Origin of the sequence: Saccharopolyspora erythraea (assembly GCF_018141105.1) — a bacterium.
Lineage (GTDB): Bacteria > Actinomycetota > Actinomycetes > Mycobacteriales > Pseudonocardiaceae > Saccharopolyspora_D > Saccharopolyspora_D erythraea_A.
This window is the reverse complement of sequence record NZ_CP054839.1, coordinates 3,311,716-3,331,651: the sequence shown is the minus strand read 5'-3', so window position 1 is coordinate 3,331,651 and position 19,936 is coordinate 3,311,716. Positions and strand designations below refer to the sequence as shown.

Here is a 19,936-nt window from a genome sequence, read left to right as displayed (position 1 = left end):
TGAGGTGAACCTCGGTCAGGCCTGGCCGGCGTCGTGGGCCAGGAGTGCGATCTGGGTGCGATTGCTGAGTTCGAGCTTGGTCAGAACGCGGGAAACGTGCGCCTTCACCGTGGCCACGCTCATGAAGAGTTCCGCCGCGATGTCGGCGTTCGTGTTTCCGCGCGCGATGGCGAGCGCGACCTCGTGCTCCCGATCGGAGAGCCTGGCGAAACTCGTGCGGGCTCGTTCGTAGTCGTCGGCGTGGGTGGCCATCTTGTCCATCAGCTTGCGGGTGATGCGCGGTGACAGGATCGGGTCACCCGCCGCGACCTTTCGGATCGCGTTCACGATCTGCGCGGGCGGGGTGTCCTTGAGCAGGAATCCACCCGCACCTGCCCGCAGCGCATGCAGGATGTTCTCGTCGGTGTCGAAGGTCGTCAGCACGACGACCTCGGGCGGATCCCGCCGGGCGCGCAGTCGCCGGGTGGCGGTGATGCCGTTGACCTTCGGCATCCGGATATCCATCAGGACGATGTCGGGCCCGCGCGCGTCGGCCATGCCGATCGCGGCATCTCCGTCGGCGGCCTCGCCGACCACCGCGATGCCGCCGGCGCCGTCGAGCATCATGGTCAGCCCGGCGCGCACGAGGGCGTCGTCGTCGACGATCAGGACTCGAACCTCGGTGTTCACACCGGCCACGGTAGCGAGGCGCGGAGCTGGAATTCGCCGGAACCCGTCAATTCGTGGTCGAGCCGACCACCGGTGAGGCGGACCCGCTCGGTGAGGCCGATGAGCCCGGTACCGGAGCCGGGAACGGTCGCGGGAGTGTCCGGGACGGGGTTGCGGATCTCGATGCGCAAGCCCGTCCCGGGCCCGCCGCTCACGATGAGCGAAACCGGCTGGCGGGCCGCGTGCTTGCGGGCGTTGGTCAGGCCTTCCTGCACGATCCGGTATCCGGTGCGGCCGGTCGACGCGGGCAGCGATGCCAGTTCGTCGGGCTGGTTCTCGAAGTGGACCGGAGTGCCGGCAGCGCGGTTCTCCTCGACGAGTGCGGTCAGGTCCGCGAGGTCGAGTTGCGGCGGGTCGGCCGACTCCGCGTCGTCCCGCAGCACGCTGATCACGTCCCGCAGTTCGTCGAGCGCCTGGTGGACGCCGTCGCGAACGATCCCCGCGGCGTGCGCGAGCCGTGCGGGTTCGGCGTCCTGGCGGTATTCGAGCGCCCCCGCGTAGGTGGCCACCAGGGAGAGCCGGTGGGCGAGCACATCATGCATCTCCCTCGCGAGTGCGGTGCGTTCGGCTGCTCGCGCTTCCGCGACGCGTCGTCCCTGCTCGGCCTCGGCGCGCCTGGCGCGTTCCTGCAGGGAGCCGATCAGGGCCCGGCGTGCCCTGCCCAACGCGCCCCAGGCGAACAGCCCGGCGTGCACGACCACGTCCAGCACCAGCCACCAGGCGTAGGACAGGCCGGGCATCGGCCGCCACAGGCCGTAGATCGCGTGCCCGACGACTCCGGCCAGTGCCACCCACCCCGCGACGTTGGCACGTTGACCCCTTGCGGTCTGCAAGGTCGCCGCTGTCGACAGCGGGGTGGCGGTCGGAGACAGCGCGGCCAGCGCGGCCAGCGTGATCGCGATCGGTATCGGCCATCGGAACAGGCCGATCAGCAGGGCGCAGCCGAGTGCACCGACGACGACGTCGAGCACCAGTTCGTCTGGACCGGTCTTGCTGTTGACCTCGCTGAAGACCACCGATGCCACCAGCAGGGTCGCCACGATGACGACGGCGGTCACCATGCGCCGTTGGTTCTGGCGCGGAGTCACGGGTTGCACGCGGCGAGCCTAGGTGCACGCGGGTTGATCGGGACATAGACCAAAGTCGATGTCGACCCATGCCGAGGTCTGCTCGTCCGTGGCCGTCGGCCGGACGCGGGATCACGGCGTCGGCGGCCAAGATCTTCCGCGATGACCACTCGCACACCCCGCCGCGCCGGATGTCCAGGCCTCATGGCCCCGGACCAGGCGCGCGTACTTCCCTTGCGGCGAAGGTGTCTCGGGTGGCATCGCGAAAGCTGAGGCGCGCCGCAACACGGAAGCGATTCAGGATCCAGCGAACGAGGAGACAGCTCATGCATTCCGAACTGCCCCTGGCCGCGAAGACCCTACTACTGGCCTACCACCTCGACAAGCAGCGCTTGACCCATCGGCGCTTCCTCGGAATCGTGCTGCGCGGGGCAGTGCTGACCGAGCTCTCGGCGGGCGGTCTGCTGATCGATTCCGACGGAAAGGCCAAGGCGGTCGCCACGTCGCGGCCGGTGGATCCGGTCCTTGCCGGGGCATTCGACGAGATCAGCAGTTCCCGTCCCGCCAGTTGGAAGAATTGGGTGCGGCGAAACGCGCGGGACACGTTCGGCCTGGTGCGTGATGACCTGGCCGCACGCGGTGTCATCGAGGTTGAAAGCCGCCGCACGCTCGGCGTTTTCCAAACGGACCGGATCACGCCGACCGATCCCGCCGCGGTCCAACAGCTGCAACGCCATGTCGTGGATGTGCTGTTCGGTTCCACACCGGTGCACGAGGTCGATCGGGAGGACGCCGCGCTGATCGGTCTCGCCGGCGCGGGCGAGTTGCTGCGCAAGCACGCGTCGATCGGCGAGTTGTGGAAGCAGCGGAAACGCATCAAGGCGTTGGCCGAGCACGGCGGTGACGCGGTACCCGCGACGAAGGTGGTGATCGATCGAATCCGCGCCGCCGCCGCGAACGCGTAGGCAACCGCGAGGCTGAGCCCGCGATCCCGGACATCGGGTCGGCGTCATCGGCGAGGTACCCGCATCGGCGGTCGCCGGGATGGTCACTCCTGCCCACCAGGGCGCTGGCGGAGCGTTGATCATCGAAAAACCTCTCGGCGTGCTGGATTGGAGCGGCGACGTGGACCCGGTGCTGCTCGGCAACGAAGAGAGGCAGCCTGATCAGGCCAGTGATCGCCAACATGACTGCGGCGATCACCGGGGTGAGGCTGTCGCTGCGTGTGGTCGCCGCGGGTGGCGTCGAGCAGCAGCGCCACCACGACGCCGTGGTGGCGCCGGCTGCCGCGAGAAGGCTGGGCGGCACGGCCGAGCCGAGGTCTCACGCCCGCGCTGCTGATCCGGTCACAGTCCCGGCGAAGCGAACGCCCCGACCGTGCTGGTCGGGGCGTTCGTCGTGCCCAGAACGGATCTGATGCGTGGGCTCAGCGGTAGCGCGCCGATGTCCCGTAACCGCCCGGATCCGGCGTCACATCCCACCCCATGGCCGAGAGTCGGCGGATGGCGGCTTCGATGTCGGGGCGGCCCGCACCGTCCTGGTCGATCCACGGCGACCAGTTCAGCGACCAGTCGAGAGACAGGCACCCGGCTTCGTTGGTGACCCTCAGCCCGAACGCAGCCGTGCCGGAGCTCGCCGCGAGCGGGCCGGCCACCCACAGGGCGTCCCCGATTCGCTCGACGGGATAGCGGATCACCCCGGCTCCCTCCGATACCGGCAGCTCGTTGCTACCGCTTTCGACACCGTGGCTCGTCGCTTCGGGCAGACGGGCACGGACCGCTTCGACGATCAGCTCGGTCCAGCTGGTCCTGGTGTCCGACTGCGAGCATTGCTGCTCGGCGAGGAGGGTGCCGAGCCAGTGCAGGAGGGCGGCACGATCGAGTCGTTCGGTCAGCCTCACCAGGAGCTCGCTCCAGATCTCGGGGATCATGACCGTTTCCGGGGACGCGGCGAGGCGGAGCTGGTGAAAGCGTGCAACCGGCCGTGGCTGAATGAGTGGATAGCCGAACTCGGTGTCGCAGCAGGCGACCTCGACGTTCACCGCGAGCGGCTCGAAGAGACCGTCACCCAGGGAAAAGAGCGCGTCCACGGCCATCGTGGCGAACACCAGCTCGTCGTCGACGTCGTCCGGGGCGACCAGCTCCGCGTAGACGTGCGGACGGGCCTTCTCACAGATGCTCACCTCGGTCACCGGCACCTCACTTCTCGTCCAAGTCGATCCCTCCCCCATGTACACGACCCACCGGCCGACCGGGTCGACCTGGGGCACCGCGGGTCGAGCACGCCGTCGCCAACGCTTCGCACCGAGGTGCCGAGCGGGTCGGCAGCGGGTTCCAGCCGATGCCAGTGCACACCACGTACAGGACCAGCACCGACCCTGACGAGAGGTGGGAACGCGGCCCGCCAAAGCGTTTGGCAAGCCAGGTAGATCTGTACAACGCTGACCGGCGATCTGTGGAGCCCGGGCGTCTGAGAACCCGCTCCCAGGTCGTGCCGGTCACCGCCCGTCGAGCGAGGTCCACGCGGCTCGTGCTGCCACGGCTGAACGCGATCAGCGCGTGGGCGCGGCCGGCGGCCCGCATCGTGGCGCCAGTGTGCGGGCCTGGGCCGGCTGCGGGTTCCCGGCCAGCAACGCCGCGAGGTCCGGTGACCGCGCCGAGTCCAGCAGCTCGCCGATCTTGCGCGCCCGCTCAATGCGCTGGGCCAGCGGCTGTCACGCCGGTTCGATGGGCAGCCACAGCTCGCAGGTCGCGGTGCTGAAGTCATCCGCGCGCTCGAGGACCGCAACGATCGAGGGGCCCGGCCGCAGACGCCACGGGTTGGATGGAAACCACTCGGTCGCGGTCGCGGCCCAGGCCTCCTGCAGGGTCTGCGGATGGGGTCCGGCGGTGTGAAAGACCGCCCACCTACCGGCCGGCGCCTCGATCGCGTCGAGGTCACCGGGAGCCGGGGTGCCCTGGGAGACAGCGACCCCGTGCAGGTAGGTCAGTTCGCTGCCCTCGGTGCCGTCGGGGTCGAGGTCATCGCAGACTTGCAGCAGGCCCCCCGGCTCGGTGTCTCCGAGGGCCTTCAGCCGCGCATGTTCCTCCTGCGCCAGCGAGGCGATGTGCCGCTGAATGTGCGGGTTGATGCCCCGGTGGATGAGCGGAACCCGAGCTGCGTGTCCGACGAGCCGGAAGGCGGGGCGCTCGACGATGCGGGTGTCCATGGGGATACTCCCTTCGACTGTCAGGCGGAACCTGAGCTGCGGTTGTGTGCGAAGGGGGCCTCCGTCGCGGCGGACGTCGCTGGGGCGGGCGCCGTGGACTGCCCGGAACGCCCGCCCGAACGCCTCCGTCGAGCCGTATCCGTGCCGAACGGCGATCGTCAGCAGATCGTCCTGGTCCCGGAAGAGGTCGGCGGCGGCGACGGTCATGCGGCGTCGGCGCACGTATTCCGACAGCGGCATCCCGGCCAACGACGAGAACATCCGGCGCAGGTGGTATTCGGTCGTGCCGAGTGTCCTGGCGGCCGCGTCGACATCGAACTCCTCGGCGAGGTGTTCCTCAACAAGATCGACAAGCCGGTTCAGTGCCGAGATCATGAAGCCTCCCTTCGACATCAACCCTGGCCGAAGACACCCCGGCCGCGCCCGACCATTGCGATCCGATCCGATCATCTGATCTTGGACTGATGCGCGCTCACGCCACTGGGCGAGCGTTCTCCAGTCCGGCTATACCGCCTTCACATCTAGATCCAGGCCTTTGTCCATGTCCAGCCGGAACCGTCCGGACGGGTTATCGCACCCGCTCTATGTGGGTGCTCGGCTCCGGGTACCGGTCAGGTACAGGCTTCAGGTGCAGGATGCGCTCGACCAGGAAATGCCTCAGCCACCACGAGCAATCTTGGCGTCCTCCCGGTCGGGTCGATGATGAGAATCCGCGCTCTCTCTGGCATTGATCGCGACGTCGCCAGCGCTCGGGAGGCACGGCACCGGACTACCGTCTGGACGGGCGCAATGCGATCGCGAGCGCAGCGGCAGCGCCGGTCGTGCCGAGCGCTCGCAGGTGGTTCCACCAGAGCCACCGGGTGGAAAGGTCAGCCCAGCTCGCGACCGCCTCGCTGCTGAACGGGGTGAGCGCATCGATAGCGTCGTTGATCGGAACGCTGCACACCACGGTGATCACGATCGCCGCGAGCAGGTAGACCACGGCGCCCCCGAGCATCCACCGGCCCGAAGCCGTGCTCCACGTCATGAACGCTCGGATGATCACCACGACGCACAGCACGGCGGTACCGAGCAGCACCAACATGAACGGTGCGGTGACCGCAGTGCGATTGAACGCCTGCATCGCAGGGATCGCCACACCGGCCGGTAGTTCATGCAAGCCGGGCATGATGAAGGCGGAGAACGCGAAAAACACCCCCGCGTTGACGCCGGCGCCGACGCTGGCTACCACCGTCATCCACCGCTCGCGGTTCCGACTGGTCACCCGAGCGGGTGTCCGGTGCTCTTCACGACCCATGGCGGCGGGCTGATCAGGGCAACAGCCGGTTCGGTCTGCCGGACGTCCTCGACCTCGCCGCAGACCTCGGAGCGGTCCCCGTCTCGGTCGAGTACCGCCTCGCGCCCGAACACCCCTTCCCCGCCGCCCACGACGACGCCTACGCCGCGCTGTTGTGGACCGCCCACCACGCCACGCCACGGACATCGGCGGCGACAACGAGTCGATCATCCTCTACGGTGGCAGCGCTGGGGCCAACACGGACTGAACGTGATCTTTTTCGGAAACGACGATCCGTACCGGGAGTGGGCCGGCAGTTCTGGCGACCCATGTAGCTGGTTCGCGAACCGCCATCTCAGGAACACATGATTGGAGAAGTCCGGACTTTGCCGGTTTCACGGTAAAGTCCGTACCGCATCTGTTCGAAACTATTTGAGGACGACGTAGATGGGTACGGTAACCTCGAAGGACGGTACGTCGCTCTCCTATGGTCGGGCGGGTAGCGGTCCGGCTGTCATCATGGTGGGTGGCGCTGCCGATGATGGTGCGGAACTCGCTCCCGTCGCCGCCGCTCTCTCGGAACATTTCACCGTGTACAACTACGCCCGGCGCGGCCGGGGAAAGAGTGGGGACACGGCACCCTATGCGCTGGAGCGTGAGATCGGGGATCTTGAGGCGGTGATCGCCGAGGCAGGCGGGGCTGCGCACGTCTACGGCGCCTCGTCGGGTGGTGCGCTCGCGCTTGAAGCCGCGGCCGCCGGATTGCCGATCAACAAGCTCGTGGTGTACGAGGTCCCTTACGACATCTCCGATGACGCCCCGCAACGGCACCAGCAGTACAAGGACACCTTGCAGGCGCTTCTCGACGAGGACAACCGCGCGGAGGCCTTCGCGCACGCCATGCGGACCTGGGGTGCACCCGAAGAGGCAATCGAAAGGGCGAAGCAGTCGCCCATGTGGCCAGGCCTGGTGACGCTCGCGCCCACCCTGGCCTACGACGCCGCCTGCATGGGTGACAACCATCCGCCCACCGCTCGCCTGGCGAAGGTCGACCAGCCAACCCTGGTGCTGACAGGCGGAGCAAGCCCGACCGAGTCCGGCATGGATGACCTGCGGCCAGACTTCTTCGGCCGGGCAGCCGACGCGATCGTGGAGAGCCTGCCGCACGGCGAGCGGCAGGTCGTCGGAGGCCAGCAACACGTCGTCGACCCGGCGGCAGTCGTGCCGTTGGTCCAGCGTTTCCTCGCGGATTGACGACTGCAGAAGGAAGGAGATCCCGATGTCAAGCTCAATGGTGAACTTCATCGCGATCATCGTTCGTCGCTCCGGTGCGATGAGCGTGAAGCCATGCTGATCTACTCGATGAGCGTGTCGGTGGACGGCTTCATCGCCGACCGCGAGGGCGCGTTCGGATGGTCAGTCCCTACCGAGGAGCAGTTTCGTTTCCACATCGCGCAGACACGCGAGCTCGGCGGCTTTCTGTGCGGCCGCAGGCTTTACGAGACCATGCTGCCGTGGGAAACCGACCCGTCGATGCGCGACAACGAGCTCGGGGCCGCGTTCGCCGATCTCTGGTGCGCTATCCCGAAGGTCGTCTTCACCCGCACGCTCGACAGCGTTGAGGGCAACGCCCGGCTCGCCGAGGCGTCGGTGGGAGAGGAGGCCGCTGCCGCGCTCGGCGCGACCGACAAGGACGTCGCGATCGGCGGCGCCGGCCTGGCCGCGGCAGCGATCGAGCTCGGCCTCGTCGACGAGCTGCGCATGTTCCGCAATCCGGTCGTCGTCGGTGGCGGCACGCCCTTCCTGCCGCCGGTCACCGAACACGTTCGGCTAGACCTGGTCGAGACCAGGACGTTCGGCTCGCGCGTGATCTACGAGCGCTACAGGCGCGCCAGCGATGAGTCGGACTGACGCCGCCGTCCGGGTCACCAGCGCCTCACCGGACCAGGTATTCGCCACGCTGGCTGACTCCGACGCGCTTGCCGTGTGGCTACCGTCCGACCGATGACCGGCCAGTTCGAGCACTTCGATGCGCGTCCCGGCTGGTCCTACCGGCTGGTCCTGGCGTACGTCGACGCGTCGGCCGTGCGGGAAGTCCGCCATCGACTCCGACGTGGTCGAAGTGGGAGAACCCGTCGACGCCCGATCACGCCTCGACCTCAGGGCCGACCATGTGGCCGACGGGATCAACGTTGAGATCACGCCGCGGGATTGTCGTCTTTGCTGGACAATCCCGCCGCTTCCGTTGAACGCTGAGCCGGCTTCCCCACAGCACGGTGCTCGCCGCTACGGCGACCATCCGATCTGGCGTCGCTGCCGCCTTGTGTCCGGGACCGCCACGACGCAAGATCACGATCTGCTTCGGGAGTACCAGTCTGGACGGCCTCTCCGACTTACAGGCGGTCCGAGTAGAAGTTGACGAGCCGATCGACAGCGGCGTCGACGTACTCGGGCTCGTCATACATCTCGTAGTGACCGGCGCCCTCGATCACCATGAGATCGACCGGGTTGGGCGCCAGTTTCCAGAGCTGCATGCCGGACTCGTAGGAGCCGGTGTTGCCGATGCGTCCGGCGAGGATGACCTGCAGCGGCTGGGTCATGAGCTGATCGACCAGGTGGTACGCGTCGTAGCCGAGCAACAGCGAGTCGCCACGCGAAAGGCGGCGGTTCGCCTGGGTCGTGTCGATATCGGTCAGCCCGGCCGCGGCGGCGTCTTCCAAGGTGTCGGGCAGCCAGTTCACGCGGGTCACCTCACCGGTGCGGGTTTCCTCGATGCGCGCGTCGGCCATCCCGTCGAGCGCGGCCGCCGGGCCGTCGGCCTGGAAGCCGCGGAACGACGTGCCCATGTTGCCCGGGACGACCGTGCCGACCGCCCTGATGCGGTGGTCCGTGCGGGCGGTGTGCACCGCATAGCCTCCGCCGGCGCAGATGCCGAGAACGCCGATGCGCTCCGGGTCGATGTCGGGGAGTGTGCTGAGCGCGTCGATCGCGTAGGAGATGTCTTCGCCCCGGCGGTACGGGTCTTCGAGGTCGCGGGGCTCACCGCCGCTCTGGCCCTGATGGGCGGGGTCGAACACCAGCGTCGCGATGCCCCGCGCGGCGAGGCGGGATGCGTAATTCGCGCCGATCTGCTCCTTCACGCTGCTGCCGGGCGTGGAGAGCACCACGGCGCGCAGCGGCGCGGCTTCATCGCTGTGGTCGGGCAGGTGGAGGTCGGCCGCGAGCTCGATCGGCCCGCGCGGGATCGTGATGTCATGCAACCTTAGGCCACTGTGGACACTGTTGTGGCCCCTTGCTGCCCGCTCCGCGACCAGCGGGGCGGGCAGCGGGCTGAGCTACTAGCTGTGGCCTCCCAACGGTCGCTCTACTCATGTGGCCCGGCCGCAATAACGGTCACGATGCGCGCCCCGGCACGATGCCAGCGTCGCCAAGGTCGGTCTGTTGAGGACCGCAAGCCGGTGGGAGGTCCTGCCGGCGCGCGCCACCTGAGGCTCACTGCTCGGGCATGCGCAGCGCGTTCATCCAGAGCCGGGCGAGGGTGGCCACCAGCGTCTCGAAGGGTACGGGCTGCTCAGTGGCGAAGGTCGCGTACGCCATCCGGCTCACCATGGCGTTGAGTGCCCGTGCGGTGACCTCCGGATCGAGTACCGGATCGGCGAGGCCGGCCTCCTGGAGCCGACTGATCGCAGCGGCGCTTCGCTCGATGAACGCCTGCGACCGCTGTTGCCGCAGACGCAGGAACCGTCGATCCACGGCGGCGGCCTGCTCCATGGCGGCCATCAGCGCCGCGTTGCGGCGGTAAGACTCGAGGTAGGCGCGGTTGGCTTCCTCCACCCCGCGGCGCAGCTCCCTGCTGCTGCCGCCGACTCCCGCGTGCAACATCTCGTCCTGCAACTCGGTCAGGACCGCGGCGAAGACCTCCTCCTTCGAGGCGAAATGCGTGTAGAAGCTGCCGGTGGCGACCCCCGCCTCGGCCGCGATGTCGACGATTCGAGCGTCCAGGTAGCCGTCCTTTTCGACGACCTTGCGTGCAGCGGCAACCAGGGCGTCCCTGGTGCGGATCCCGCGCCGGGTGCGCCTGGGCGCTTCGGGCTCGGCGGGCTGGCGGGCGGAGGAGGACATGCGCGCCATCCTACCCTTCCATTGAATCCGAATCCGGATTCAAGTACGTTCCGGCCATGGACGCCAATGGCACCGCAGGAGCCTGGAACCTGATCGTCGACCGCGACGACGTCTCGACCGCCCAACTGCTCGACGCACCGATCCCGGAGATCCAAGACGGCGAGGCGCTGCTGCGGGTCGACCGGGTCGGCGTCACCGCCAACAACGTCACCTATGCCGCGCTCGGTGATTCCTTCCGCTACTGGGAGTTCTTCCCGACCACGGCAGGCTGGGGCATCGTCCCCGTGTGGGGCTTCGCCGAGGTCGCCGCCTCGCGGGTCGACGGCGTCGAACCGGGCAGCCGTCTCTACGGCTACCTGCCGTCAGGCAGCCACCTGGTGGTGCGCCCCGGGCGGGTGGACGAGCGCGGCTTCCGGGATGCGAGCCCGCACCGGAAGACGCTGCCCTCTCCCTACAACGCCTATGCCCTCATCACGGGCGACCTCGCCTACGAGGCAGACCGCGAGGACCTGCAAATCCTCTACCGGCCGCTGTTCTGGACCTCTTTCATGCTGGCCGACTGGCTCGTCGACAACGCCTGGCTGGGCGCTCGCACCACCGTCTTGTCGTCGGCGTCGAGCAAGACCGCCTACGGAGCCGCCTTCCTGCTCCAGGGGCAGGGGTGCGAGGTGGTGGGCCTGACGTCCCGGCGCAACCTCGCATTCACCGAGAGCCTGGGCTGCTACGACCACGTGCTGGCATACGAGGACCTCACCCGGCTCTCCCCCACCACTCCCACCCTGTACGCCGACTTCGCCGGCGACGAGGCGCTCACCGACGCGCTGCGCGCTCACCTCGGCGATGCCCTGGCGCACTCCGTGGTCGTCGGCATCACCAACCAGCAGCCCGGCCCCGCCGGGACGCTGGCCGAGACCGGACCGGGCATGTTCTTCGCACCCGACCAGATGCGCAAGCGGATCGATGACTGGGGACGCGCCGGACTGGACCGCCGCTTCGCCGACGCCTGGCAACGCTTCGCACCCGTGGTCGAGCAGTGGGTTGACGTCGTCCACGGCCACGGCCCGGAGGCCCTCAAGAAGGTCTGGAGCGAAGTCCAGTCCGGGCGCGCCGCCCCGCGCACCGGGCATGTGGTTGCTCTCTGAACGGGAGCCGGGTTCTTCCGACGAGAAGTCGCCTCGACAAGTCCTGCCCGCGCTGGTCGTCTGCCTTCCCAGCGCGCAGGCAAAAGGACGGGCCGAGCACGTCGCCCTGCCGGCAGACGACCGGCCGCCACTCGGCGAAACGGGCGGCGGCCCGTCACGACACACCAGAGGCCGGGATGAGCGAGCCCGACTACATTCGACCGAGGGCACCACGCTGACCAGGCGTGCTACTGACGTTGACGTGACAGGCCGGGCCTCGTCAGCGCGGCGTCCTCACACATGGTCGGCAACTACAGAAGGTCCACCCGAGCGGCTACGGAGTCTCCCCCTCCGCCTGGTCCTTGCGGGGGCGGCCACGACGAGGAGGCTTTCCCGCCGCGCTGGGCAGCCGGCCCGCCTCGGCCAGCGCCTTGCGCAGGAGGAACTCGACCTGCGCGTTGGTACTGCGCAGCTCGTCATTCGCCCACCTGGTCACAGCGTCGTGGATCGCCGGGTCCAGGCGGAGCAGGAAGCTTTTGCGCGACGCCATCGGAGTCAGTGATACAGCGAACCCGCGTTGACCACCGGCTGGGTCGCACGGTCACCGCAGAGCACGACCAGCAGGTTGCTGATCATGGCCGCCTTGCGCTCCTCGTCCAGTTCCACCACGTCGTGCTCGTCTAGCCGTTGCAGGGCCAGATCGACCATGCCGACCGCGCCCTCGACGATGCGCTGCCGAGCGGCCACCACCGCATTGGCCTGCTGTCGCTGCAACATCGCCTGCGCGATCTCGGGCGCGTAGGCCAGATGCGTCAGCCGGGACTCGACCACGGTGACCCCGGCCGCCTGCACACGCGCGGCGATCTCGGCGGAGAGCTTGCCCGTGATCTCGTCGGCGTTCTCCCGCAGCGACAGCCCCTCTTCCCCATGGCTGTCGTACGGATAGCTGGTCGCGATGTGGCGCACCGCGGTCTCGGTCTGGGTCTCCACGAACGTGATGAAGCTGTCCACCTCGAAGCACGCCTGCGCGGTGTCGGCGACCTGCCACACCACGACCGCGGCGATCTCGATCGGATTGCCGTCAGCGTCGTTGACCTTCATCACCGCGGTCTCATGATTGCGGATCCGGGTGGAGATCTTGCGCTTGGTCGCCAGCGGGTTCACCCAGTGCAGCCCGGCCGGCCGCAGCGTGCCGGTGTAGCGCCCGAGGAACTGCAGCACCCGGGCCTCCCCCGGCGACACCGCCACCAACCCGAAAGCCAACACGAAACCAGCGACGACCACCACGACACCGGCCAGCACCGAGAGACCGGACCCAGCCGCCACGCCCGCGATCACCGTCACCGCGCCGACAACTACCAGTGCCAGGACCAGCGCGAGCATGAGCAGCCCCGGGCCCCTCGTCGCCGGACGCTCCCGCACGCCCAGCTCGGGCATCGCGACCGGCACCTCCGCGGCGATCCGCTCCTGATCAGCATGCAACATCTCGGCCCCTCCCTTGCTGAACCCGTGCCGTGAACATAGCACAGTGATATCACTTTTTTCACTGCATGTCCGGCACCGACGTGAGGCCGAGCGACGTCCACCTCGCCTCGCGCTCAGAGAGTTCGGTGACCCAGGGCTGCGGAGATCCGCTGGGCGCTGCGGCTGACCACTTTGACCAGGCCGCGCATCCGGGCCGCGGGCATGTACGGGCGGGTGGCCGACACGCTGATCGCGCCCACCAGGGCTCCGGCGGCGTCGCGGATCGGGGCGGCCACGCAGCGGATGCCCGGCTCGTTGTCCTCGACGTCCATCGCCACCTGCGACTTCACGTACTCGCGCATCCGGGCGGTGAACGCCTCGAGGTCGTCGTCGGGGGCGAGGTCGGGCTCCACCGCGGTCTCGGCCTGATAGAGCTGCTCCCACTCCTGCGGCGAGTCCAACAGCAGGGCCATGCCGACGCCGGTGCGGGTGAGCGGCATCCGGTGCCCGATCCGGGAGCGCATCTCCGCACCGCGGGAACCAGGCAGCTTGTCGAGGTAGAGCACCGATGAGCCGTCGCGCACCGCGAGGTGGACGGTGTCCTGCAACTGCTCCGAGAGCTCTTCGAGGACGGGTCGGGCCACCACCGGCAGCGGATTCCCGTGCAGCGCCTGGAAACCGAGTTCGATGAGCGTCGGGCCGAGCACGTAGCCGTCCCGCCCGGACCGCAGGTACCCCTCGCGCACCAGCAGCTGCACCAGCCGGTGCGCCGTGCTGCGGCCCAGGCCGGTCCGCTCGACGAGGGCGCGCAGATCGGCGGCGCCGTCGGCGACGGCGCGCACCACCGCGAGGCCTCTGGCCAGCGTCTGGGTGCCCGGAGGAGCGGCGGAGTCGTCGGTGACCATGCCGCGAATCCTACATATAGGGACCGTGTTCGCATTATCGGGAAGCATCTCGCACAGTTCCGCCCATGACCGACGCCCGCCGCACCCCGAGCCTGATCGCGCTCGACTGGGGAACTTCCGCACAGCGCGCGTGGCTGCTCGACCGCGCCGGCGGGATCATCGACGTGCGCCGTCCGGACCAGGGCCTGCTCGCCACCACCGCGGGCATCGACGTCCGCGACGGCCGCGCGCGCGAACTCGCCTACGAGGCGGCGTTCTGGTCGGCCTGCGGCGACTGGGTCACCGCGCACCCGCACCTGCCGGTGATCGCCTGCGGCATGGTCGGCAGCGCACAGGGCTGGGCCGAGGCCGGCTACCGCACCGTCCCCGCCGACCTGCGTTTCGGCGCCGACACGCTCGTCCGGGTGCGGCACCGCCGAGGCGTCGCGCACCTCGTGCCCGGCCTGCGGGTCCCGTCCGCCGACGGCGTGCCCGGCGACGTGATCCGCGGCGAGGAAACCCAGATCATCGGTGCGCTCGAAGCGCTGGGCGATCCCACCGGCGCGGTCACCCTGGTCCTGCCCGGCACGCACGGCAAGTGGGTCCGGGTCGACAACGGCAAGGTGATCACGTTCGCCACGGCGATGTCCGGCGAGCTGTTCGGCCTGCTGACCAGCGACGGGATCCTCGCCCGCACGGCCGCCGAACCGCGCCGCGACGACGAGGCCTTCACCCGCGGCCTGACCGCCGGGCGCTCGCGCGGCCTGGCGGCCGAGCTCTTCGGCGCCCGCCCGCTCGTGCTCGACGGCCTCCTGAACCCGGCATCGGTGGCCGACTACGTCTCCGGCGTGCTCATCGCCGACGAGGTCGCGCACCTGCTGCCGACCACCGGCCGGGGCCGGGTGCTGTTGTGCGGCACCGAGGACCTGTGCCGCCGCTACGAGCGGGCGCTGGCGGCGCACGGCGTCGCGCCGACCGTGCTGACCGAGGACGTCGCGGCGCGCGGGCTCTGGCGGATCGCGCGCTCGACCGGACTCCACCACCCCGAAGCACAGGAGCAGCAATGGCAGTGAACGGCACCGGATTGGTCGCGATCCTGCGCGGCGTCACGCCGGACGAGGTGCTCGCCGTCGGCGAGGCGCTCGCCGAGGCTGGCATCGACGCCATCGAGGTCCCGCTGAACTCACCGGACCCGTTCGCCTCGGTCGAGCGGCTGGCCGCGTCCCTGGGCGAGCGCTGCGCGGTGGGTGTCGGCACCGTGGTCGACGCCGCGGACGTGCCGCGCGCCCGCGCCGCCGGCGCGCGGATCGTCGTCGCGCCCAACACCGATCCCGCGGTCATCGCCGCGGCGGTGGAGGCCGGCATGCGGCCCTACCCCGGGGTGGCGACGCCGACCGAGGCGTTCGCCGCCGTCGCGGCCGGGGCGCGGCACCTGAAGTTGTTCCCCGCCGACGCGGTGGGGATCGCCGGGATGAAGGCCTGGCGGGCGGTCCTGCCGCCGGACGTCGAACTGCTGCCGGTCGGCGGGGTCGACGAGACCAACCTCGCCGCGTGGGCGGCGGCCGGAGCGGGCGGCGCCGGGCTCGGCTCCGCGCTCTACCGGCCCGGGGACACCCCCGAACAGGTCGGCGCCCGGGCCGTCGCGATGCGGCGCGCCTGGGCCGGTGCCACCGGCTGAGCCGGTGGCACCGACAGCACCAGGAGAAGGAAACGCACCAATGAAGATCACGTCAATGACGACATATCAGGTGCCGCCGCGCTGGCTGTTCCTGAAGATCGAGACCGACGAAGGCGTCGTCGGGTGGGGTGAGCCCGTCCTGGAGGGGCGCGCCGACGCGGTGGCCGCCACCGTCGACGAGCTCTCCGACTACCTCGTCGGCCAGGACCCGTCGCGGATCGAGGACCTGTGGACGGTGCTCTACCGCGGCGGTTTCTACCGCGGCGGCGGCATCCACATGAGCGCGCTCGCCGGGATCGACCAGGCGCTGTGGGACATCCGGGGCAAGGCACTCGGGGTGCCGGTGCACGACCTGCTCGGCGGACGGGTGCGCGACCGGATCAAGGTCTACTCGTGGATCGGCGGCGACCGCCCGGCCGAGACCGCGCAGGCCGCCCGCGCCGTGGTCGACCGGGGCTTCACCGCGGTCAAGATGAACGGCACCGAGGAGCTGCAGTACCTCGACACCTGGGCCAAGGTCGACCAGTGCGTGGCCAACGTCGCCGCGGTGCGCGAGGCCGTCGGGCCCGACATCGGCATCGGCGTGGACTTCCACGGCCGCGTGCACCGGCCGATGGCCAAGGTGCTGCTGCGCGAGCTGGAGCCCTACCGGCTGATGTTCGTCGAGGAGCCGGTGCTCTCCGAGCACCTGGACGGCTTCGCCGACGTGCTGCGGAACTCGCCGATCCCGATCGCGCTGGGCGAGCGGCTGTACTCGCGGTGGGACTTCAAGTCGGTGCTGGCTTCGGGTGCGGTGGACATCGTCCAGCCCGACCCGTCGCACTGCGGCGGGATCACCGAGGCCCGCAAGATCGCGCACATGGCCGAGGCCTACGACGTGGCGCTGGCGCTGCACTGCCCGCTCGGGCCGATCGCACTGGCCGCCTGCCTGCAGATCGACGCGGGCTGCCACAACGCCACGATCCAGGAGCAGAGCCTGGGCATCCACTACAACACCTCGAACGACCTGCTCGACTACCTCGTCGACCCGGCGGTGTTCACCTACGACGCCGGGCAGGTGGCGATCCCGACCGGGCCGGGACTGGGCATCGAGATCAACGAGGAGTACGTCGCCGAGCGCGCCGCCGAAGGACACCGCTGGCGCAACCCGGTCTGGCGGCACGCCGACGGTTCCGTGGCGGAGTGGTGAACGCGATGGTCGACACCGCCACCACCACGGCAGCACGAGCCACCGCCTCCCGCGCCCGCGTGGTCATCGCGGTGCTGCTGTTCGGCACCGTCGTGATCAACTACCTCGACCGCTCGAACCTCTCGATCGCGCTTCCGGCCATCGCCGAGGAGCTGGAGCTTTCCAAGGCCCAGCAGGGATTGCTGCTCTCGGCGTTCGGCTGGACCTACGCGGCGATGCAGATCCCCGGCGGATGGCTGGTGGACCGGATCCGGCCGCGCGTGCTCTACCCGCTGTGCCTGGTGCTGTGGTCGCTGGCGACGCTGTTCATGGGCATGGTCGGCGGGTTCGTCGCGCTGATCGTGCTGCGGCTGATGGTCGGCGCGTGCGAGGCGCCCGCGTACCCCATCAACAGCAGGGTCGCCACGGTGTGGTTCCCCGAGCGGGAACGCGCCACCGCCATCGGCTTCTACACCTCCGGGCAGTTCATCGGCCTGGCGCTGCTGACCCCGGTGCTGTCCTGGCTGCAGGCGGCGGTGTCGTGGCACTGGGTCTTCATCCTCACCGGCCTGGTCGGCATCGTCTGGGGCGTGGTCTGGTACCTCGGCTACCGGGAACCGCGCGAGTCGCGGGCCAACGCCGCCGAGGTCGAGCTGATCCGCTCCGGCGGCGGCCTGGTCGACCTGGTCGACGAGCAGCCGAAGCGGGCCCGGATCACCCGCGGCGACCTGGCCACGGTGCTCGGGCGGCGCAAGCTGTGGGGCATCTACCTCGGCCAGTTCTGCCTGACCTCGACGCTGTGGTTCTTCCTCACCTGGTTCCCGACCTACCTGGTGGACTACCGCGGCATGGACTACATCAAGTCCGGGTTCCTGGCCGCGCTGCCGTTCGTCGCAGCGCTGGTCGGCGTGCTGGCATCCGGCCTGGTCTCGGACTTCCTGCTGCGCCGTGGCACCTCGCTCGGAATGGCGCGCAAGGCACCGATCATCATCGGGCTGCTGCTGAGCACCCTGATGGTGGGCGCGAGCTTCACCGACTCCACCGCAATGGTGATCGCGTTCCTGTCGGTGGCGTTCTTCGGCAACGGACTCGCCTCGATCACCTGGTCGCTGGTCTCGGCACTGGCGCCGGAACGGCTGCTCGGGCTCACCGGCGGGACGTTCAACTTCATCGGCAACCTGTCGTCGATCGCGACGCCGATCGTGATCGGCTTCCTGGTCACCGAGGACAGCTTCACCCCGGCCTTCGGCTACATGACCGTGGTGACCCTGCTCGGAATCCTGTCCTACGTCCTGCTGGTCGGCCGGGTGGAACGGGTCTCCGAGCGCTGACCGGGAATCCGGGGCCCCGCCACCCGGGGCCCCGGAACCGCAATCGCGCACGGGTCGCCTCCGAAGCAGCGAAAGCCACCGCCACATCCGACGGGTACGCAGCTACACAATGGTCTGAGCCGCCAAGGAACGCGTGTGTGCGGTCGGACCCACCCAACACAGCACCCCGACCCCGGCTTGTTGCACGCCGCCGACGCATCACGGAAGTACGTGCAGCGGACGCGCCTGCATGATGATGTTGCCGCCGATCGTGGCCAGTCACCCACCGCGGACGGGCTCAGCGCTGGACCGGGTCGCCGTCGGCGCCCAGGAATGCCTCGATCTCGGCGGGGGTCGGGGCGGCCTCCCAGTCGCCGGGGGTCGTGCACATCACGGCGCCACAGGCGTTCGCCCGGGCGAGTTTCTCCTCGACGCTCCAGCCTTGCACGTCGCCACTGAGGTAGCCGGCCACGAACGCATCCCCCGCACCCACCGTGTCGACGACATCGACGGGATGGCCGGGAGCGTGGGCCACGGTGCCCTCGGCGTAGGCCGACGCACCGTCGGCGCCCCGCTTGACGACGATCTCGCGCGCGCCCGTGGGGTCGAGGGCGCGGGCCAGCTCGTCGATCGCCGAAGGATCATCCGCCACGCCACCGGGAACCACGTACGCCAGCTCGTCCGGGGAGCCGAACACGAGGTCGGCCTCCCTGACGAGCTCGCCCAGCACCTTCGCGGCGACGTCGGCAGGAGCGAGCGTCGACCGGTAGTTCACGTCGACGCTCACGCGGACCCCGGCGGCCCGCGCCCGCCGCACGACGGAAAGACACGCCTCGCGCGCGGAGTCCGACAGCAACGGAGTGATACCGGTGAGGTGCACGAGCCCGACGCTCTCGACGAGACCCGCGGGCACGTCGGTGGCTGCCAGCCGCGAACCGGCGGAACCCGCACGGTAGTAGTACACCCGCGACGTCCCCGGCCCCGTGAGCTCCTTGAGCATGAGGCCGGTCGGCGCCTCGGGGTCGACCTGCGCCCGCACGTCGACTCCCTCGCCGCGGACCTCCCGCACGACCCGCCTACCCAGCGAGTCGTCTCCGACCCGGCCGATCCACGTGACCGCAACTCCGAGCCTGCTCAGGCTGACGGCGACGTTCGTCTCCGCGCCACCGATCCCCACATGCGCTTCGGACACGTGCGCGAGCGAGCCGATGCGCCCGCCGGTGAGCAGGCCCATCGTCTCGCCCAGCGTCAGAACCCGAGACGTCGTCATTCGGTTCCACTCCCCGCACACACCTCGACGAACCGCCGCGCCCGTTCCGCGAGCGCACCGAGTTCGCCGCCCTTCAGCGCGTCCCCGAGCAGCGGACCACCGACGCTCACCGCCGCCGCACCGGCCGCCAGCCACGCCCGCGCCGACTCGAGATCCACCCCACCAGACGGGATGGCGGACAGATCCGGGAACGGACCACGCAGATCCTTCAGGTATCCGGGACCCACCTGGCCCGCGGGGAACACCTTCACCGCGGAGACGCCACGGTCCCAGGTGGAGAACAGCTCCGTGGGAGTCAGCCCACCCGGGACGATCGCGATGTCGCGCTCCAGGGCCCGGTCGACGACGGCGAGATCGGAGACCGGTGTGACGAGGTAGTGCGCTCCCCCATCGGCGGCGGCGTCCACGTCGCCGGGCCGCGTCACGGTGCCGACACCGATGTCGGCCGTCTCCGCGTAGCGTTCGACGAGCCCGGGCAGCGCGGCGAACGTCCCGGGAGTCGTGAGCGTGAGCTCGAAACTCCGCACCCCCGCCTCGACCATCGTGTCGATGACCGGCGCGTAGTCCTCGGCGCGCTCGCCGCGGATCACCACGACGAGCCGCGAGGCGGCCGTCCTGCGCGGCAGGGTCTGACGCTGGCTCATGACGTCTGTCCTCTCT

21 protein-coding genes are annotated in these 19,936 nt (G+C 69.6%); 9 read left to right on the top strand and 12 right to left on the bottom strand.

Going from position 1 to position 19,936, the window contains the following annotated elements; translation table 11 throughout:
- Positions 1 to 15: 15 nt before the first annotated feature.
- Both HUO13_RS15225 and HUO13_RS15220 read right to left on the bottom strand, forming a co-directional pair.
- Positions 16 to 678: a response regulator gene (locus HUO13_RS15225; RefSeq protein ID WP_211901995.1), complete on the bottom strand. Its 663-nt coding sequence runs from the start codon at positions 676 to 678 to the stop codon at positions 16 to 18.
- Entirely contained in the window at positions 666 to 1,805 is a 1,140-nt protein-coding gene (locus HUO13_RS15220) for a sensor histidine kinase (RefSeq protein WP_249124843.1), read from the bottom strand. The genes HUO13_RS15225 and HUO13_RS15220 overlap by 13 nt, the downstream gene beginning before the upstream one ends.
- Positions 1,806 to 2,101: 296 nt before the next feature.
- Here HUO13_RS15220 and HUO13_RS15215 point away from each other — a divergent pair, with 296 nt between their 5' ends.
- Positions 2,102 to 2,740: a GOLPH3/VPS74 family protein gene (locus tag HUO13_RS15215; RefSeq protein WP_211901994.1), complete on the top strand. Its 639-nt coding sequence runs from the start codon at positions 2,102 to 2,104 to the stop codon at positions 2,738 to 2,740.
- A 461-nt stretch (positions 2,741 to 3,201) separates the two neighbouring features.
- Here HUO13_RS15215 and HUO13_RS15210 read toward each other — a convergent pair whose 3' ends face one another.
- From HUO13_RS15210 to HUO13_RS15200, 3 genes are all read right to left on the bottom strand, one after another.
- Positions 3,202 to 3,966: a hypothetical protein gene (locus HUO13_RS15210; protein WP_211901993.1), complete on the bottom strand. Its 765-nt coding sequence runs from the start codon at positions 3,964 to 3,966 to the stop codon at positions 3,202 to 3,204.
- Between the two features lie 522 nt (positions 3,967 to 4,488).
- Positions 4,489 to 5,358, bottom strand: coding sequence for an AraC family transcriptional regulator (locus HUO13_RS15205; protein WP_211901992.1), 870 nt, complete (start codon positions 5,356 to 5,358; stop codon positions 4,489 to 4,491).
- Positions 5,359 to 5,752: 394 nt separating this feature from the next.
- The gene (locus HUO13_RS15200; RefSeq protein WP_249124841.1) at positions 5,753 to 6,247 is read right to left on the bottom strand and encodes a DUF1772 domain-containing protein; all 495 of its coding nucleotides are present in this window, start codon (positions 6,245 to 6,247) and stop codon (positions 5,753 to 5,755) included.
- A gap of 8 nt (positions 6,248 to 6,255) precedes the next feature.
- Between HUO13_RS15200 and HUO13_RS38085 the strand changes: the two genes are divergently transcribed.
- The 3 genes from HUO13_RS38085 (at position 6,256) to HUO13_RS15185 (ending at position 8,170) form a co-directional block, all read left to right on the top strand.
- Entirely contained in the window at positions 6,256 to 6,594 is a 339-nt protein-coding gene (locus HUO13_RS38085) for an alpha/beta hydrolase fold domain-containing protein (protein ID WP_211901991.1), read from the top strand.
- A 112-nt stretch (positions 6,595 to 6,706) separates the two neighbouring features.
- Entirely contained in the window at positions 6,707 to 7,513 is an 807-nt protein-coding gene (locus tag HUO13_RS15190) for an alpha/beta fold hydrolase (protein ID WP_211901990.1), read from the top strand.
- A 93-nt stretch (positions 7,514 to 7,606) separates the two neighbouring features.
- The gene (locus HUO13_RS15185; protein ID WP_211901989.1) at positions 7,607 to 8,170 is read left to right on the top strand and encodes a dihydrofolate reductase family protein; all 564 of its coding nucleotides are present in this window, start codon (positions 7,607 to 7,609) and stop codon (positions 8,168 to 8,170) included.
- Between the two features lie 482 nt (positions 8,171 to 8,652).
- Here HUO13_RS15185 and HUO13_RS15180 read toward each other — a convergent pair whose 3' ends face one another.
- Together HUO13_RS15180 and HUO13_RS15175 are read right to left on the bottom strand one after the other, a co-directional pair.
- Positions 8,653 to 9,426: an alpha/beta hydrolase gene (locus tag HUO13_RS15180; RefSeq protein ID WP_249124839.1), complete on the bottom strand. Its 774-nt coding sequence runs from the start codon at positions 9,424 to 9,426 to the stop codon at positions 8,653 to 8,655.
- Between the two features lie 325 nt (positions 9,427 to 9,751).
- A complete protein-coding gene (locus tag HUO13_RS15175) occupies positions 9,752 to 10,381 on the bottom strand; it encodes a TetR/AcrR family transcriptional regulator (protein ID WP_211901987.1) in 630 nt (209 codons plus the stop codon).
- A 56-nt stretch (positions 10,382 to 10,437) separates the two neighbouring features.
- Here HUO13_RS15175 and HUO13_RS15170 point away from each other — a divergent pair, with 56 nt between their 5' ends.
- A complete protein-coding gene (locus HUO13_RS15170) occupies positions 10,438 to 11,523 on the top strand; it encodes a DUF2855 family protein (RefSeq protein WP_211901986.1) in 1,086 nt (361 codons plus the stop codon).
- A gap of 313 nt (positions 11,524 to 11,836) precedes the next feature.
- Here the strand turns inward: HUO13_RS15170 and HUO13_RS15165 are convergent, their stop codons facing one another.
- From HUO13_RS15165 to HUO13_RS15155, 3 genes are all read right to left on the bottom strand, one after another.
- Complete coding sequence (locus tag HUO13_RS15165) at positions 11,837 to 12,052, bottom strand: hypothetical protein (protein WP_211901985.1); 216 nt, start codon at positions 12,050 to 12,052, stop codon at positions 11,837 to 11,839.
- A 5-nt stretch (positions 12,053 to 12,057) separates the two neighbouring features.
- Positions 12,058 to 12,987: an SPFH domain-containing protein gene (locus tag HUO13_RS15160; RefSeq protein WP_211901984.1), complete on the bottom strand. Its 930-nt coding sequence runs from the start codon at positions 12,985 to 12,987 to the stop codon at positions 12,058 to 12,060.
- Between the two features lie 113 nt (positions 12,988 to 13,100).
- Entirely contained in the window at positions 13,101 to 13,871 is a 771-nt protein-coding gene (locus HUO13_RS15155) for an IclR family transcriptional regulator (protein ID WP_211901983.1), read from the bottom strand.
- A 65-nt stretch (positions 13,872 to 13,936) separates the two neighbouring features.
- On the opposite strand from HUO13_RS15155, the gene HUO13_RS15150 reads away from it, so the two are divergent.
- Genes HUO13_RS15150 through HUO13_RS15135 form a run of 4 tightly spaced genes read left to right on the top strand, consistent with a single transcriptional unit; the run spans position 13,937 to position 18,027 of the window.
- Positions 13,937 to 14,923 carry a 2-dehydro-3-deoxygalactonokinase gene (locus tag HUO13_RS15150; protein ID WP_211901982.1) on the top strand — a complete coding sequence of 329 codons (987 nt, stop codon included), beginning with the start codon at positions 13,937 to 13,939 and terminating at the stop codon, positions 14,921 to 14,923.
- Positions 14,914 to 15,528, top strand: coding sequence for a 2-dehydro-3-deoxy-6-phosphogalactonate aldolase (locus HUO13_RS15145; RefSeq protein WP_211901981.1), 615 nt, complete (start codon positions 14,914 to 14,916; stop codon positions 15,526 to 15,528). Before HUO13_RS15150 ends, HUO13_RS15145 begins: the two co-directional genes overlap by 10 nt.
- Before the next feature lie 40 nt (positions 15,529 to 15,568).
- Positions 15,569 to 16,717 (top strand): galactonate dehydratase, encoded by a 1,149-nt coding sequence (gene dgoD / locus HUO13_RS15140; protein WP_211901980.1) that lies wholly within the window; start codon positions 15,569 to 15,571, stop codon positions 16,715 to 16,717.
- A gap of 5 nt (positions 16,718 to 16,722) precedes the next feature.
- On the top strand, positions 16,723 to 18,027 hold the full coding sequence (locus HUO13_RS15135) for an MFS transporter (RefSeq protein WP_211901979.1): 1,305 nt from the start codon (positions 16,723 to 16,725) through the stop codon (positions 18,025 to 18,027).
- 277 nt (positions 18,028 to 18,304) lie between these two features.
- Here the strand turns inward: HUO13_RS15135 and HUO13_RS15130 are convergent, their stop codons facing one another.
- Together HUO13_RS15130 and HUO13_RS15125 are read right to left on the bottom strand one after the other, a co-directional pair.
- On the bottom strand, positions 18,305 to 19,276 hold the full coding sequence (locus HUO13_RS15130; protein ID WP_211901978.1) for a sugar kinase: 972 nt from the start codon (positions 19,274 to 19,276) through the stop codon (positions 18,305 to 18,307).
- The gene (locus tag HUO13_RS15125; protein ID WP_211901977.1) at positions 19,273 to 19,920 is read right to left on the bottom strand and encodes a bifunctional 4-hydroxy-2-oxoglutarate aldolase/2-dehydro-3-deoxy-phosphogluconate aldolase; all 648 of its coding nucleotides are present in this window, start codon (positions 19,918 to 19,920) and stop codon (positions 19,273 to 19,275) included. Before HUO13_RS15125 ends, HUO13_RS15130 begins: the two co-directional genes overlap by 4 nt.
- Positions 19,921 to 19,936 lie beyond the last annotated feature (16 nt).

Excerpts from the sequence above, each read along its gene's own strand:
- HUO13_RS15215 (WP_211901994.1), top strand. The coding sequence starts at position 2,102 with ATGCATTCCGAACTGCCCCTGGCCGCGAAGACCCTACTACTGGCCTAC.
- HUO13_RS15205 (WP_211901992.1), bottom strand. The coding sequence starts at position 5,358 with ATGATCTCGGCACTGAACCGGCTTGTCGATCTTGTTGAGGAACACCTC.
- HUO13_RS15190 (WP_211901990.1), top strand. The coding sequence starts at position 6,707 with ATGGGTACGGTAACCTCGAAGGACGGTACGTCGCTCTCCTATGGTCGG.
- HUO13_RS15185 (WP_211901989.1), top strand. The coding sequence starts at position 7,607 with ATGCTGATCTACTCGATGAGCGTGTCGGTGGACGGCTTCATCGCCGAC.
- HUO13_RS15175 (WP_211901987.1), bottom strand. The coding sequence starts at position 10,381 with ATGTCCTCCTCCGCCCGCCAGCCCGCCGAGCCCGAAGCGCCCAGGCGC.
- HUO13_RS15170 (WP_211901986.1), top strand. The coding sequence starts at position 10,438 with ATGGACGCCAATGGCACCGCAGGAGCCTGGAACCTGATCGTCGACCGC.
- HUO13_RS15165 (WP_211901985.1), bottom strand. The coding sequence starts at position 12,052 with ATGGCGTCGCGCAAAAGCTTCCTGCTCCGCCTGGACCCGGCGATCCAC.
- HUO13_RS15160 (WP_211901984.1), bottom strand. The coding sequence starts at position 12,987 with ATGTTGCATGCTGATCAGGAGCGGATCGCCGCGGAGGTGCCGGTCGCG.
- HUO13_RS15155 (WP_211901983.1), bottom strand. The coding sequence starts at position 13,871 with ATGGTCACCGACGACTCCGCCGCTCCTCCGGGCACCCAGACGCTGGCC.
- HUO13_RS15150 (WP_211901982.1), top strand. The coding sequence starts at position 13,937 with ATGACCGACGCCCGCCGCACCCCGAGCCTGATCGCGCTCGACTGGGGA.
- HUO13_RS15145 (WP_211901981.1), top strand. The coding sequence starts at position 14,914 with ATGGCAGTGAACGGCACCGGATTGGTCGCGATCCTGCGCGGCGTCACG.
- dgoD (WP_211901980.1), top strand. The coding sequence starts at position 15,569 with ATGAAGATCACGTCAATGACGACATATCAGGTGCCGCCGCGCTGGCTG.
- HUO13_RS15135 (WP_211901979.1), top strand. The coding sequence starts at position 16,723 with ATGGTCGACACCGCCACCACCACGGCAGCACGAGCCACCGCCTCCCGC.
- HUO13_RS15130 (WP_211901978.1), bottom strand. The coding sequence starts at position 19,276 with ATGACGACGTCTCGGGTTCTGACGCTGGGCGAGACGATGGGCCTGCTC.
- HUO13_RS15125 (WP_211901977.1), bottom strand. The coding sequence starts at position 19,920 with ATGAGCCAGCGTCAGACCCTGCCGCGCAGGACGGCCGCCTCGCGGCTC.